Origin of the sequence: Acinetobacter halobius, assembly GCF_044130335.1 — a bacterium.
Classification (GTDB): Bacteria; Pseudomonadota; Gammaproteobacteria; order Pseudomonadales; family Moraxellaceae; genus Acinetobacter.
Map to the genome: position 1 here is coordinate 1 of NZ_JBIQOD010000022.1, position 15448 is coordinate 15448.

The window sequence follows — 15448 nt, forward strand, 5'->3', positions numbered from 1 at the left end:
ACCTCTTAGCGCTGATGGTAGTGTGGCGTTTGCCATGTGAGAGTAAGTCATCGCCAGCTCATTATTCAAAAGCCCCCTAACGATTAAGTTAGGGGGCTTTTTTTATTATGCGGTTAGTGAATCGGGAAGAGGTTTATCAAAAAATAAATAAAAATGATGTTTCGAGTTATTGATGGTCTCTATGGCTAATATTAACTTAATTAAATTTATAGAAAGTTTTTAAACATGGATTGGATTAGCTTTAATGAATATGCTTTTATATATTCGGTCTAAAATTAAATTTTGAGGTGGTTTAATGAAACTTAGTTCATTCTCCCCAATCCCTGAAAGCGATGATGAACTGCATTTACCTGAATTGGTTTATTGGGCATCTTTAGGTGAGTTGGCAGAAGTTGAAAAAAGTCTTGCCAGCGGTACAGATGTGAATTCTACTGATGATGAAGGCTATAGCGCGCTTCAAGCTGCTGCTGAAAATGGCTATCTAGATGTGGTGAAACTACTGGTTGAAAAAGGCGCAAATGTTCAGTACAAAGGTGAATATACTGCATTACAACTGGCTGAAATGGCGGAACAATTAGAAATTGCCTCCTATTTAAAAAGTCTGTAATTTTAGAAAGTGAATACAAGGGCTTGATGAATTTCAGGCTTTTTTATTTTATAAAGCTTTTAATTAGATTGATTGGATTTAGCTTCGCTCAAGACTAGTGATTGGATATTTACTGGGACACATAAGCTGATCACGGAATAGCTAGGAGTATTGCATTTGTTGGTAGCTTCATTGACCCAAATCCTGCCCATATTTTCCAAATCAAATTATATAGTTTTACGCGAGTTTAAGGAAAGATGTTCAGCTTCAATGCAGATGATATATCACAGTATGTTTTGGCTACATGACTAAAGCATCCAGTAATTTCGAGTGTTTTGTGATGGCGGTTAACCAATTAATATTGATTGATGCACCTAGAATAATGAAAAAACCGTCGTTTTTTAATGCGCGTGTGCTAAGTCCGTATCCGAGGCGGTCTTGCATAGCTTCTTTCTTTATTTGACAGTGTGGATTTCGCTGTGCTCAATATTGTGCAATCTACAAAATAGGAGGCTGAATTTACGCATTATGTTCTACAGCTATGTTTGAGGTTCTTAATAATACTTTTGAGTTGTGTAAATCACTTTAAAAAATATCTATACGTGGGTTTTTACTAAGTTGAATGACGATGATGTTTTTATTTAATTGGCCCTTGTAGCGAACTGAAAGTATGCGTTGAGTCTATTAAAATAGGATGGGATGATTTTTTTTCTTAATTGATAAAAATTTGTGTAAAGCATGATGTTGTGTTATTCAGGTTACGAAAATAATATGCTCAAAATTTGTAGGTTTTTTGAATTTTTTATGCTATAAAAAATAAAACGGCACAAAAATTGCTTGTAATGCGTGCTTTAGAAAAGTTGTATAAAAGAGTAGGGATCTATGAAGTTATCTGTTGGATTGAAAGTTGCGAACTCTTTGTCGCTAACCCCCCAATTACAACAAGCTATTCGATTGCTTCAATTGTCGAGCCTTGAACTTGAACAAGAAATTCAGATCCAACTCGATAGCAACCCGCTTTTAGAAAAAGTAGAAGAACAATCTTCAATGGAAAGCTTATCTAGCGTACAAGAGCAAGAAGTAGATAAGAAAGACTTAACCAATGAACTGAATGCTGACCATTTACCTGATGATTTACCTGTCGATACGGATTGGGATGATGTTTATACACATCAGCCGACAAGTCTCGGTGCGGCAGAATTTGAAGAGCGTGAAGATAACCGCCAAGGGCATTTGGGTTTAAAAGAGCATATGCTCGAGCAAATTAATCTTTTGCATTTTTCGCAAGTGGATCAGTTGATTGCTTATTGCATTATTGACTCATTAGATGATAAAGGATTTTTAGATAGCGATATTTCAGAAATTACGACTTCAGTTCAGCACCTTTTAGAAAGTATGGATTATGACGATGAAGTGGAAGATGATGAAGTCGTTGTTGTGCTCAAACATATTCAGCGTTTAGATCCATTGGGTGTTGGTTCTCGTAATTTGGCTGAGTGTTTAATGGTGCAGTTAGAAGCCTTGCCTGTACAAACTGTTTGTCGAAATGATGCCATGATTTTACTGAAAAATTATGAGCTGTTAATTACCAATGAGTTGGCTAAACTGATTAAACAAACAGGGCTGAATCAAGAGCAATTAAAATGTGCGGTGGATTTATTAAAAACTTTAAAAGCACATCCAGGATTGGAATTTGAAGATAAAGACTCGGATTATCAAATTCCTGATGTCGTGGTCATGAAGAAAAATGAGCAATGGCAAGTGGCATTGAATCCTGACATTATGCCTAAACTGCGTATTAACTCTTTTTATGCCAATATGATTAAACGTGCTGATCAAAGTGATGATAATCAGTACTTACGTAATCAGATGTTGGATGCGAAAAATTTTATTAAAAGTGTCGACGAACGTCATAAGACTTTGTTGAAAGTGGCGACGTGTATCATTGAACATCAACGCGCATTTTTAGAAATTGGTGCTGAAGGCATGAAGCCTTTGGTCCTTCGCGATATTGCCGAAGAGGTAGAATTACACGAATCGACCGTTTCTCGCGTAACTACAAATAAATATATGCTGACGCCACGGGGCTTGTTCGAGTTGAAATATTTCTTTTCAAGTCATGTCGGTACAACTTCAGGTGGCGAAGCATCTTCAACTGCAATTCGCGCCAAGATTAAAAAATTGATTGCGGAAGAGAATGCTCGTAAACCTTTGTCTGACAATGCAATTGCCAGTCTTTTAAAAGACGATGGGATTGATGTAGCGCGTCGGACAGTGGCAAAGTATCGTGAATCGTTACATATTCCGTCATCTTCTGAACGAAAAGTCTTGATCTAAAATTTAAAATCTGACTATTCTAGAGGTTCATTATGACAACATAATGAACCTCTTTTTTCTTTAAGGAATGGCTAAAATGATTTGATGTTTCTATGTGCACTGGTTATTTTGCAGTCATTAAATCGTCTTGGCTTTTCCTCATTAATCCTAATGAAGGTGAGGGATAGATATATGCAAATAACAATTCGTGGACATCATTTGAGCATTACCCCAGCTATTGAAGATACCATTCGCTGCAAATTTGCAGAAATGACCAAGCATATTGATCAGGTGAACAGTATGCAGGTGAAATTAACCAAGGATCATCAGGTCGATAAACATACTAAAAAAGGCAGTAGCAATCATATTGCAGAAGCAATTATCCGTTTACCGGGCATTGAATTCTTTGCTCAGGCCTCAGCAGATGATATGTATACGTCGATTAAAAAATTATCAGAAAAACTCAAAAGACAGCTCGATAAGCACCGTAAAATGCAGCAGGTTTACCAACCTATTGCCATTTAGTTTGATTTTTAAGCAAAAAGAGGTTTTTTTGAACCTCTTTTTTTATATATAAAGTGTATGGGTCTAATGCTTTATTTTTCAGATTTATAGTAAAATGGCAGGTTTTTACACCGTTGGTCCTATAAGAGGTCTTTGTGATGAATAGTGAACAGCTCACTGAAATTTTAAAAGCTGCTTTTCCTGAAGCTGAGGTTGCAGTTAGTGGGCAAGGCGGAAAGTTTGACTTACGTATTGTCGATGATCAATTCGAAGGCAAGCGTCCTGTTGCGCGTCAGCAAGCTGTTTATGCACCATTAAATTCTTATATCGCAAGTGGCGAAGTGCATGCGGTGACTATTCGTGCAATGACTAAAGAAGAATGGCGTAAAGCAAGCTTATTCGGAGCTTAATACTAGATGGATAAATTTTTAATTCAAGGTGGCACTAAGCTCGAAGGTGAAGTCCGTATTTCGGGTGCTAAAAATGCTGCCTTGCCGTTGCTTGCAGCAATGATTTTGCCTGAAACTCCAACCAAGCTCACTAACGTGCCGCATTTAAAAGATGTAAATACCTTGGTGCAGTTGATAGGTGGTCTAGGCATTACCATGACCTACGAAGGTGACACGGTTACTGCGGATACCTCAACACTGGACAATCAGTTTGCACCGTATGAGTTGGTGAAAACCATGCGTGCATCTATTTTAGTGCTTGGTCCGTTGGTGGCGCGCTATGGTAGTGCAAAAGTATCTTTGCCAGGGGGCTGTGCGATTGGCTCGCGTCCAGTCGATCAACACTTAAAAGCTTTAGAAGCTTTAGGTGCAGAAATTGAAGTTGAAGCGGGTTATGTACACGCTAAAGTCGATGGACGTCTGAAAGGTGGCGAAGTCGTTTTTGATATGGTGACTGTAGGTGGTACCGAAAATATCTTAATGGCTGCGGCATTGGCAGATGGTGTGACTACGATTCGCAATGCGGCACGTGAACCTGAAATTACTGACCTTGCGAAAATGTTGATCGCGATGGGTGCAAAAATTGAAGGTTTAGACACTGATACCTTAGTGGTAACAGGCGTTGAAAAACTACATGGCTGTGAATACGCTGTAGTTGCTGACCGAATTGAAACGGGTTCATATTTGGCTGCTGCGGCCATTACAGGTGGTCGTGTAAAAACTACACATACTGATCCAACGTTGATGGAATCAGTTTTAGAAAAGTTTGAAGAAATGGGCGCAGAAGTGACTCGTGGTGATGATTGGATTGAACTGGATATGATGGGTAAACGCCCGAAAGCAGTGAGTTTCCAAACGCTTCCACATCCTGACTTCCCAACCGATATGCAAGCACAGATTATGGCAGTCAATGCCATTGGCCGTGGTTTTGCCACCATTTCAGAAACGATTTTTGAAAACCGTTTTATGCATGTACCTGAATTGTCACGTATGGGTGCCAATATTCAGGTCGAAGGTAATGATGCTGTTGTGACGGGTGTGGAGAAACTTTCTGCAGCACCTGTGATGGCAACAGATTTACGCGCTTCTTTCTCGCTGGTGTTGGCGGCACTTGCTGCTGATGGTGAGACGCTGATTGATCGTATCTATCATATTGATCGCGGTTATGAAGATGTCGAAGCGAAATTACAAGGTATAGGCGCCCAAATTAAGCGAGTAAGTTCATGAGCGATATGAGAAACGATGATCCAAATTTTGACGTAATGGGCAATTTTGATCATGGTTTAACATTGGCATTGAGTAAAGGTCGTATTTTAAAAGAAACCCTGCCTTTACTTGAAACAGCTGGAATTAACTTACTGGAAGATCCTGATAAATCACGTAAGTTAATTTTCCCCACCACCCATAAACAAGTCCGTATTTTAATTTTACGTGCTTCTGACGTACCTACCTATGTGGAAAATGGTGCGGCTGATATCGGTGTTGCGGGCAAAGACGTACTTATGGAGCATGGCGCGCAAAACGTTTATGAACCACTCGATCTAAAAATTGCAGTATGTAAACTGATGACCGCAGGTAAAGTTGGCATGGAGCGTCCTAAAGGGCGTTTAAAAATTGCCACCAAATATGTAAATTTAACCCGTCAGTACTATGCAAGCTTAGGTGAGCAAGTCGATGTGATTAAGTTATATGGTTCAATGGAACTTGCGCCATTGGTGGGTTTAGGTGATTACATTGTTGACGTGGTTGATACGGGGAATACTTTACGTGCCAATGGTTTAGAACCTTTGGAAGAAATTTGTAAAGTCTCTTCACGTTTGATCGTGAACAAGGCAAGTTTCAAGCGTAAGCAAGCATTGTTAAATCCAATTCTTGCACAGTTAGAAACAGCTGTGGCTGAGCGTGAAGCATTAAAGAATAAGTAAGTTGATCTTTTGTGTTTAAAGAAACCGCTATCTATGATGGCGGTTTTTTTGTGCGTACTCATTTTTAATATTTTTATTGGATTGAAATACAATAGGATTGAATTTGAACCAGTTGATTTAAAGCATCAAAGTTATAGACATCACAAGCAGAAATTCGGGATGTCTGCTTGGCATCATGGAATTGCGCTTCACCTTGAATAATTACATGATGAGCTACTTGATGAACCGCTTGGATTTGGAACTCATGCGATATGCGCTTAAAATAATTTTCAATAGAGTGGCAATGTTTTAGAACTTGGTCGATGCCTGAGAGTTGTCGCTCGCCGATGATTTCCCATACAATATTTTGTGAAAAATACGGCTGAACTTGGCTGAATTGCCCGATGGAAAAGCTTTGGGCTATATCTGTAATCGTCATTAACGTTCACCTATTCTTTTAATTCTTAAAATCATTCTAGTTCAAAATAAGATTTCTACTTATTTGCCGATGCGCTTAAAAGTAATTTTTCATTAAACTCTATCTTAAGCTGCAGGATTGTTGCCCACAAAATACAGGAAACAAGGTAAACTAAAGCTTCCGTTTATTTTCATTGTGGATAAATTGATGCGACGTTTATCGACTCAAGATCAGAACTTTAAACAAGTCTTTGCTGATTTGTTGGCTTTTGAAACCGTGAGTGACCCAGAACTTTTAAAAACCGTAGATCAAATCATCGCTGATGTCCGTCAGCATGGTAATGCTCATGTTCTTAAACTCACTCAACAGTTCGATCGACATCCCGCGCATCAATTCTCAGATTTAGAACTGACCCAAGAACAATTAAAAACCGCTTTTGATGGTTTGAGTAGCGAAGTTCGCGAAGCTTTAGAGCTTGCAGCAAATCGTATTCGTGAGTTTCACCAAGCACAGAAGCAAGAAGGCTGGACTTATGTGGATGCCTTGGGCAATACGCTCGGACAAAAGGTCACACCACTCGACCGTGTCGGGATTTATGTACCGGGCGGTTTGGCATCTTATCCGTCGTCAGTATTGATGAATGCTGTACCTGCACATGTCGCAGGTGTACCTGAAATTATTATGGTTGTACCTGCACCAAACGGCGAGTTGAATCCGCTGGTGTTGGCTGCCGCTTATTTAGCTGGTGTGCATCGTGTCTTCACTATTGGTGGGGCACAAGCAGTTGCAGCATTAGCTTATGGTACAGAAACGATTCCATCGGTGGATAAAATTACAGGGCCGGGCAACCGTTTTGTGGCTGCAGCGAAGCGTGCAGTATTTGGTCAGGTCGGTATCGACATGATTGCAGGGCCGTCTGAAATTTTAGTCTATGCTGAAGGCGTGAATAATGCAGAATGGTTGGCGATGGATTTATTGTCTCAAGCTGAGCACGATACTGTGGCGCAAGCTGTATTTATCACGCCAGATGCACAGTTGTTAAATGACGTAGAACAAGCGATTGAAGCACATTTACAAGCTTTACCTAAAGCGGAGATTGCACGTACTTCGATCGCCAACCGTGGTGCATTGGTGCTTGTGAAAGACCGTGCCGAAGCTGTTGAACTGATTAATCAAGTGGCGCCTGAGCATTTAGAGCTTTGCCTAGACGAAGCGCAGGAAATGGCCGAAGATATTCGCCATGCAGGCGCAATCTTCATGGGGCGTTATACCCCAGAAGCGATTGGTGACTATTGTGCAGGGCCAAACCACGTTTTGCCAACTTCAGGTACAGCACGCTTTTCCTCGCCGCTGGGTGTCTATGATTTCCAAAAGCGTTCAAGTTTGATTATGTGCTCTGAGCAAGGTGTGAAAACTTTGGCGAAAACTGCGGATATCTTAGCGCAACAAGAAAACTTAGATGCGCATGCGCGTTCAGCACGTTATCGTTATCAATAATATAAATTTAGATCCCTCATGTGTTCAGTAATGAATGTTCCTCTCCCTATGGGAGAGGTTAGGAGAGGGGAAAATATTTAATTCAGTTTGGGACATCATAAACCTTTCCCAAATCCTCTCCTAGAAGGAAAGGGCTTACAGAAAAGTAAGTTGAGTGCATAAATGAGATAGACAATGTCTAACATTACTACAGAACAAATGCGTTTTTGGAGCCCTGAAGTACGCGAATTAGAACCGTACGTGCCAGGTGAACAACCGAAAATTCAAAACTTATTGAAGCTCAATACCAACGAAAACCCATATCCACCTTCACCAAAAGTAGTGGAAGCAGTTCAAGCGGTCTTGGCAAATTCTGCAGATGTACTGCGTTTATATCCAGATCCAGATGCTTCTGCGTTAAAGCAGGCGATTGCGAAACAACAACATGTTGCCGTTGAAAATGTCTTTGTCGGCAATGGTTCAGATGAGGTCTTAGCGCATATTTTTAAAGCTTTTTTTGTGCAAGAGCTGCCTGTACTTTATCCAGATATTACTTATAGTTTTTATCCTGTTTATAGCCAATTTTTTGGAGTCAAAACCAAAATTTTGCCACTTAATGATGACTTTGAAATCGTGGTGGATGACTATAAGCAAGCCAATGGTGGCATTATTATCACCAATCCGAATGCGCCAACCAGTATTGATATTGGTTTAGTTGCAATAGAAGCAGTACTTCAGGCCAATCCAAATTCAGTCGTGGTGATTGATGAAGCTTATGTGGATTTTGGTGCAGAGTCTGCGGTCAGTTTGGTGGAAAAATATGAGAATTTGGTGGTGTGTCAAACCACGTCTAAATCTCGTTCATTGGCAGGTTTACGTGTAGGTTTTGCGATTGCTCAGCCACATTTGATTGCTGCCTTAGAGGCGGTGAAAAATAGCTTTAACTCTTACCCGATGGACCGTTTTGCGATTGCCGCTGCGGTTGCATCATTTGAAGATCAAGCTTATTTCGAAGCACAAAATCAAAAAGTAATAAAGAGCCGTGAACGATTGGTTGAACAATTGACCGCGCTGGGCTTTAATGTTTTGCCATCGAGTGCCAACTTTATCTTTGCCTCATTGCCTAGCAAAGATGCAGGTGAATTAGCGGCTGAATTACGCGAACAAGGCATTATTGTACGTTATTTCAATAAACCGCGTATTAACCAGTTTTTACGTATCACGGTTGGAACTGATGAGCAAAATCAACGCTTAGTCGATACATTGAAAAATGATATTTTAAAATAAACTTCAAAGGCTTTAACTGCTAAAAAGTGAACGTTCATTGATGTGAAGGTTCACTTTTTTATTTTGGTAACTATTCAGTGTCCGTTTGCACAAAGGTATTGAGTAAATTGAGAAGTGCTGAGATTTTGTCAAAGCATTCTTGGTATTCAGCCTCGCACTCTGATGCAGTGGTAATTCCACCACCAGCCCAAAGTGAAATCTCATCTTGGAATTTTTGGATTGAGCGAATCAGAATGTTCCAAGAGCCTGTACCATCGAAATTAAAATAACCCATTGAGCCACAGTATGCGCCACGTGGCGCACCTTCGAGTTCTTCAATAATCTGCATCGCTCGAATTTTAGGCGCGCCTGTAATAGACCCGCCAGGTAGTGCAGAGAGCAGTACATGAAAGGGATGAACTTCTGCTTTAAGAGTTGCTTCGACTTTGCTGACCATATGATGAACTTGATTAAAGCTTTCAATATTAAACAGTTTAGGTGTTTTGACTGAGCCTGTTTCCGCATAAACACTTAAATCATTACGTAGGAGGTCGACAATCATCACATTTTCAGCTTGGTCTTTTTCCGAAGCCATTAAGCGTTGTTTAGATTGTCCATCCAAGACTGGATCTGCATGGCGCGGCATGGTGCCTTTAATCGGCTTGGTAATGATTTTTCGATGAGCTTGAAAATCAATAAACAACTCGGGCGAACAACTTAAGAGTTCAAAATCATCGATACGGAGATAGCCCGAGTAAGGTGCATCGGTCAATTGCCAAAATGCCTCGACTGCACTTAGGAGTTGACCATGTGCCTTGGCAGTGAACTCTTGTGTGAGATTGATTTGATAACAATCCCCAGCTTTGATGTATTCCTGTACTTGCTGAAAGGCTTGCTTGTATTGGGTTTCAGTCCAGCGTGCTTGGCAGATCGACTCGAGTTGGAGTGGATGGGTTAAGGTAGCTGGCTGTAATAAATACGATTCAATTTTGCGATAAATGCGTTCGGCTTGTGGATCACTACTGCAAAATAGCCAGCCTGCATCAGTCCATTGTAGATAACTGCTGTATAACCCTAAAAATAGACTGGGCTGAGACTTAATTTGAACCTGAACATGCTGCTGGGCGGCATAGTCATAACTGACGAATCCAATGAGTCCACCACGAAAAGACTCTTCTTTTTGTTCTAAGCTTGGCTGAATATTGCTGGAAATGTCTATTTCTTTGTCATCACGGATGTAACCAAAATCCTGCGTGCGTTGAAAGAAAAAGTGCTGTTTTTCCTGAAAAACTTGATAACGCTCAGGCAGGAAAGCAATGACAGGTGCATCTACATTTTGTAAATAGACTAACTGCGTGAGTTCATTCAAGGCATGCAATAGTCTTGATACTGAAATGCTAGAATCACAGATTGTCTTTTTAAATGATGGGTTTAGAGTCATGCTAACGCAAATAGAGTCAAAAAATTCAGGCTATTTTACCGCATTGTGAGTATGTGCACAGCGTAAATACCGTTTATCGGTAAGCTGGGGATTACGACCAACAGCAGTTGATCAAAAAAGCACGCACATATAACTTAGTTCTGGCAGTTAGGTCACTCAAGGATAGATGTTGATACTGGGTCAAAATAAAAAAAACAGTAATTAACATCGAGTGACTGGTATCACAAAAATAAAGCTCTTAGGAGAGGAACAAGATGAAAATTATTACTAAACTTGCTTTAGTTTCTTCAATGGCAATCAGTGCAAATGCAATGGCAATGCAAGCAATGGATGACGCTTCGCTCAGTGCCGCTACAGGTCAAGATGGTTTAAATATCGGCATCGGTATTTCTAAAATCGAAATTGGTAAAGTCTTTGTCCACGATAATGATGGTCTAGCAGTTGCAAATGGCGGTACTGCCAAAGCTGGTGCTATTGTGATTCAAGGAAATGGTAAAGCGGGTGATGTGCTAGAAAATCACGGTATTATTATCGGTGCAAACTATGACAACGCGGGAGCATACTTACTGCCTTCTCGTAACTTGGCTGATCTGCAAATTGACTCTGATGCAAACGGCGGTAATGCATTTATTAACGTTGCAGCTCAAGTTTCTGGTTTAGATATTAAAATTGGTCAAATTGGTGTCGTGGCTTCAGCTGATATACCAACAACAGGGGCAACATCTATCCGTCGTGGTGGTACAGGTACTGTAAACCCAATCTTAAGTGGCTTATCACTTAAAACGGGTCCAATGTCCGCAAATATCCAATTGGGTGCTGCACCGCAAGGCGCAATGATCCAATTGAACGCAACGATGGTGGGTGGTTTAGAAATTAAAGACTTGGGTATCTTAGATAACTCAACAAAAACAGCAACACGTGCTGCAGGTGAAATCTTTGTTGAAAGTATTAAAGTTGCAGATGCTAATTCTCTTGATTTAACGCTAAATCAAAAAATTAGCGTGATTGGTGAAGAAGGTGCGAATAAGGGCTATATTCGTATGATTAGCACAAGCGGTGCGCACGATACTTATGTTAAAGGTGTGCATTTAGGTAGCCGTAGTGCTGCGTCAATGGGTGATGTAGAAGTTCAAGGTATGCAAACATATTTTAGTCCTGCTGCTGGTGTATATATGCCAGGTGCTGTGATTACTATTTCTGGGCACTAAGCTTAGAACTAAAAAAAGCGCGTGAATTCACGCGCTTTTTTTCTAAAATATATTCATAAAAAATACAAAAAAGACTATTTTTTTTTAAGAAAACGCAGTATCTTCTTGAATGTATGGATATAGAGTATTAACTCTAAAAAACAAAAAATGGGCGGGATGCCTAAATTATTAAAAAAAGTAAAAGCTATGTTAGAGATCGCATTGGGCTCAGCAATGATGTATTACTTTGCCACCGAAGCCTTTGATATAAAGAAGAAACCTGCGGAAGCGGTTTACTATACTGAAGTTCTAGATTCTCGGAATGCATCTTTTACAAGAATGCACCATGAACCAGTCTTAATTAATCCTGCTGTCGAAGACCAATTTCGAGGCATTGTTCGTCAAGCCTATGACTATAGTTGTGGTTCAGCTGCACTGACGACACTCATTAATGGTTATGTCGGTGCTCAACTTACAGAACAGCAAACTATGGATGGCTTGCTTCGCTATGGGGAGTATGAGCGCATCATTGAACGTCGTAGTTTTTCTTTATTGGATATGAAGCGTTTTGTGACCGCACTTGGTCTAGAAAGTGGAGGATATAAAGGGGAGTTTGAGGATCTGATTAAACAGGGTCAACCCGCAATTGTTCCAATTTCTTATGCCGGTTTTAAGCACTTCGTGGTGTATAAGGGCTATAAAGATGGTCGTGTGTATGTTGCTGATCCTGCACTGGGAAACATTAGTTTTGATGAGCAGCGTTTTAAGGATATTTGGGAAAACAACACACTGTTTTTAATTAATGTAGCCCCTGAGAAACGAAAAAATATGTTGGCTTTACAAGAGGCTGATATGCGACATGTCGATGATGCTACTGTCAATCGTTATGCATTGGTCGATATCCAATACCCTCAACATTATATGGAAAAAATAGCTGATCGGGCCTCAACAATTCGCCTAGAGCGCAATAAAAATAAAGAGTCGGAATACTATGGACAGCCGACATATAATTTTCTCAGGCTTTATTACAAAAACAAATAAAGTGTGAAAAAAATTAAAACAAGAACAATTGGTGGTAGGTAAAGGGACAATGATGAATAAATGGATGAATAAGACACTGCTCGCAGTAAGTGTGCAGATGATTCTTGGGGTGGCTTATGCAGCAGAAGAACCAACTTTGGGGGGCTATGAAGCTGTCAATGAGAATGTTGCAGTAGAACAAGCGACTGCTCAGCCTCAAGATACTACTGTATCTGAAGCACAAGTGGTTACTCAGAGTGGCAGTAATGAGCAAGCAGCTTCTTCTGCTTTACAACAACAGGAAGGAGATGCAACCAAAGAGACGAATCTTCAAGAAGTATTTACTTCTAATGAACGTCAATATTCATTGATTAAACAAGGTGAAATTTCATCTTATTACGACATTGATTATACCTACTACCGAGATACTCAACTCGATCTGGAAATGGCACAAGGACAGCTTTATCAGCTTCGTGTCCAAGAAAATGCAACTCATAGTTTGACCAATACCTTCACAGCCCAATATGGTTTGAGAGATAACTTAACCTTAACGGCTTCATTGCCTTTGGTTGCTAAAACAGATTTATTAAAAGATACCTCTACGGCTGGGCTAGGGGATATTTCTTTTGGTGCTCGTTGGGAACCCTTCCCACTTAAAGCTGGTCGTCTACCTTTGATTTTATTCGGTAATATTTCGACTAAAACAGGCGATAGTCCTTATGAAATTAATGCCACTTCAGACTTAGCAACGGGTAAAGGATATTATTCGGCAGGTGTTGGAGCAAGTACACGTAAGTATATAGATCCTGTGGTGTTGTTTGCCTCCGTTTCTGCTAACTATGGTTTTAAAGAGTCTGGTTTAGATCAGCGCCGTGGTAGCCGCGTGATTGAAGAATTTGAACCTGGAATTAGTGGTGGTTTTGCCGTAGGTTTTGCTTACTCGTTTAACTACGATGTATCAATGACGATGTCCTACCAACAGAGTTTCAATACGGGTGCGGAGTTTAAGTATAGCTCTGGTGAAAGTTATTCCCCAGCAGATCAAACCAGTTCAACGTTTGCTATTTCACTTGGTGTACGTGTTTCACCTGAAACAATTGTGAATGGCACGGTCGGTCTAGGTTTGACCGAAGATGCACCTGATGTATCACTCGGTTTATCTTTCCCGTTAGATATTCTTGGTTTTGGAAAAAAGCTTAAATAAAAGGGCAGTCGTATGAACAATCTTCGACTTAGCCCTTTGGTGTCTGCCATATTATTAACGGGCTATTCTAGTGTTACCTTTGCCGCTTTAGGGCAAAACCTATCAGTTGATATTCGCTCTTTGTCCATGGGGAATGCTGTGACTGCTGATCCTCCTGGAATCAGTGCGATTCATTTTAACCCAGCAGCCTTAACCAAGATTGAAGGCTTGCAGACAGATGTACAAGGAATTGTTGCTGATTTTAATATCGAGCGAGAATTTACTGTTCCAGCTGGTTATAACGTTTTTGGTTATTCTGATGACCCAATGGTCTGTAACGATGGACCTGAGGTTGATGCTGATATTTGTACTGATTTTAAAGGCCCAGTTCGAGGAGATGTTGAATACCCAAGCCTATATGTCCCAGGCTTAAAGAAAATGGTGGACTTAGGTAAAGGTATGCCAGTTGCTGCCCCTACGGCGGGTATTGCCTATACCCCTCCTGGATCCAAAATGACATTTGCAACCGCAATGTATGCACCTTTAATTGCAGGCTTTGGGGCTGAAGATGGCAATCCTGGTAACTTTATGGGGCAACAGGTTGCGTTAGAGCGGATTACATATTTATCTCCATCTATGGCTTATCAAATCAATGATCAACTTTCGATTGGTGGTTCAATCGGTATGTCATATCAAGCGCTAGCATTGAAAAATGATTTGCGTTTTCCCAATGAGTTAATTGGGATGCTAAGAATGATAGATGATGTTGTATGTACACCATTCAAAGAAAATTCAGATGTGATTACCGATATTTTATTATTGGGTATGTGTAATGCCAAAGAGGGAATGAATCCTTTTGGGCTTTTTGGAAAATTAGATCTTTCAGTTGAGCAGACACTGAGTCCATCCTATAACCTAGGTGTGCTTTGGGAGCCAACAGAAGACTTTAGCTTTGGTGTGGTTTATCAGAGTGCTGCCAAAATGAGGATGAAAGGTCGCTATCACATTGAAAATACGAAAGCACCACGTGAGTTGATTAACGGTTTAATGTCATCCCCGACAGGGCAAATTTTAGCTGCAATTTTAAGTTTCCCAAACTCTATACCAGCAAGTGAGTCTGGTTTAGTGTCAATGGAGTTGGAATATCCTGCACATTTCCAAACAGGGATTAAGTATAAGCTTTTACCTGATTTACAAGTGAATATTGATGTCGGTTGGACTGATTATAGAGCATGGAATAAGTTTAAGTTTGAGTTCGATCGCGAAGTTTCAGCACTCAAAATTGCAAAACTGCTTTCGGCAAATATTACAGATAATAGTTTGGCACTGCCTTTAGAGTTTGAGTCACCATGGAACTATGGTATTGGGCTTGAATATTCCGTTACAGACCGTTTGAAGCTCCGCGCTGGTTATGAGCCACGCACCAGTGCAATTCCAGATGGTAAGCGAAACACTATGGTTCCTATTAATAATGCACGTTTGTTTGGTTTAGGTGTAGGTTATCGGTTTGATGCAGATACCGATGTGGATTTGTCGATTGGATTTTTACAAAGCCGAGATAAAATTCCAGCAAATACCAGTAGTTTAGCGAACCAGACTGGGGTGAATAATATTTTATTAAATCCATACGCGGGTTTGAATGTAAAAACAGATACAACCATTACGATTTTAGGGTTGAACTATAGATCAAGGTGGTAA

General features: G+C 40.3%; 14 protein-coding genes. 12 read left to right on the plus strand and 2 right to left on the minus strand.

What is annotated here, in order from left to right; genetic code table 11:
- Nucleotides 1-295 precede the first annotated feature (295 nt).
- From ACE01U_RS15015 to hisG, 6 genes are all read left to right on the plus strand, one after another.
- Nucleotides 296-607 carry an ankyrin repeat domain-containing protein gene (locus tag ACE01U_RS15015; RefSeq protein ID WP_086210789.1) on the plus strand — a complete coding sequence of 104 codons (312 nt, stop codon included), beginning with the start codon at nt 296-298 and terminating at the stop codon, nt 605-607.
- Nucleotides 608-1468: 861 nt separating this feature from the next.
- Entirely contained in the window at nt 1469-2923 is a 1455-nt protein-coding gene (locus ACE01U_RS15020; RefSeq protein ID WP_395579843.1) for an RNA polymerase factor sigma-54, read from the plus strand.
- Between the two features lie 171 nt (nt 2924-3094).
- Nucleotides 3095-3427 (plus strand): ribosome hibernation-promoting factor, HPF/YfiA family, encoded by a 333-nt coding sequence (gene hpf, locus ACE01U_RS15025; RefSeq protein WP_004695021.1) that lies wholly within the window; start codon nt 3095-3097, stop codon nt 3425-3427.
- Between the two features lie 137 nt (nt 3428-3564).
- On the plus strand, nt 3565-3816 hold the full coding sequence (gene ibaG / locus ACE01U_RS15030) for a BolA family iron metabolism protein IbaG (protein ID WP_004695019.1): 252 nt from the start codon (nt 3565-3567) through the stop codon (nt 3814-3816).
- A gap of 6 nt (nt 3817-3822) precedes the next feature.
- On the plus strand, nt 3823-5082 hold the full coding sequence (gene murA, locus ACE01U_RS15035; RefSeq protein WP_086210787.1) for a UDP-N-acetylglucosamine 1-carboxyvinyltransferase: 1260 nt from the start codon (nt 3823-3825) through the stop codon (nt 5080-5082).
- Nucleotides 5079-5780, plus strand: coding sequence for an ATP phosphoribosyltransferase (hisG, locus tag ACE01U_RS15040; RefSeq protein ID WP_004984172.1), 702 nt, complete (start codon nt 5079-5081; stop codon nt 5778-5780). Before murA ends, hisG begins: the two co-directional genes overlap by 4 nt.
- A gap of 73 nt (nt 5781-5853) precedes the next feature.
- Here hisG and ACE01U_RS15045 read toward each other — a convergent pair whose 3' ends face one another.
- On the minus strand, nt 5854-6198 hold the full coding sequence (locus tag ACE01U_RS15045; protein ID WP_395579844.1) for a nuclear transport factor 2 family protein: 345 nt from the start codon (nt 6196-6198) through the stop codon (nt 5854-5856).
- Nucleotides 6199-6372: 174 nt separating this feature from the next.
- Between ACE01U_RS15045 and hisD the strand changes: the two genes are divergently transcribed.
- Both hisD and hisC read left to right on the plus strand, forming a co-directional pair.
- On the plus strand, nt 6373-7674 hold the full coding sequence (hisD, locus tag ACE01U_RS15050; RefSeq protein ID WP_162900311.1) for a histidinol dehydrogenase: 1302 nt from the start codon (nt 6373-6375) through the stop codon (nt 7672-7674).
- Nucleotides 7675-7848: 174 nt separating this feature from the next.
- Nucleotides 7849-8940 carry a histidinol-phosphate transaminase gene (hisC, locus tag ACE01U_RS15055; protein WP_395579845.1) on the plus strand — a complete coding sequence of 364 codons (1092 nt, stop codon included), beginning with the start codon at nt 7849-7851 and terminating at the stop codon, nt 8938-8940.
- Nucleotides 8941-9010: 70 nt separating this feature from the next.
- On the opposite strand, the gene ACE01U_RS15060 is transcribed toward hisC, so the two are convergent.
- Nucleotides 9011-10360, minus strand: coding sequence for an anthranilate synthase component I family protein (locus tag ACE01U_RS15060; protein ID WP_395579846.1), 1350 nt, complete (start codon nt 10358-10360; stop codon nt 9011-9013).
- 254 nt (nt 10361-10614) lie between these two features.
- Here ACE01U_RS15060 and filA point away from each other — a divergent pair, with 254 nt between their 5' ends.
- The 4 genes from filA to filD all read left to right on the plus strand — a co-directional run bounded on the left by filA (nt 10615) and on the right by filD (nt 15448).
- A complete protein-coding gene (gene filA, locus ACE01U_RS15065; RefSeq protein WP_119064970.1) occupies nt 10615-11568 on the plus strand; it encodes a putative pilus system protein FilA in 954 nt (317 codons plus the stop codon).
- 186 nt (nt 11569-11754) lie between these two features.
- Nucleotides 11755-12588, plus strand: coding sequence for a putative pilus system C39 family peptidase FilB (gene filB / locus ACE01U_RS15070; RefSeq protein ID WP_110975643.1), 834 nt, complete (start codon nt 11755-11757; stop codon nt 12586-12588).
- A 64-nt stretch (nt 12589-12652) separates the two neighbouring features.
- Nucleotides 12653-13771 carry a putative pilus system protein FilC gene (gene filC, locus ACE01U_RS15075; RefSeq protein ID WP_395579847.1) on the plus strand — a complete coding sequence of 373 codons (1119 nt, stop codon included), beginning with the start codon at nt 12653-12655 and terminating at the stop codon, nt 13769-13771.
- A 12-nt stretch (nt 13772-13783) separates the two neighbouring features.
- Complete coding sequence (gene filD / locus ACE01U_RS15080; protein WP_110975636.1) at nt 13784-15448, plus strand: putative pilus system OmpP1/FadL family transporter FilD; 1665 nt, start codon at nt 13784-13786, stop codon at nt 15446-15448.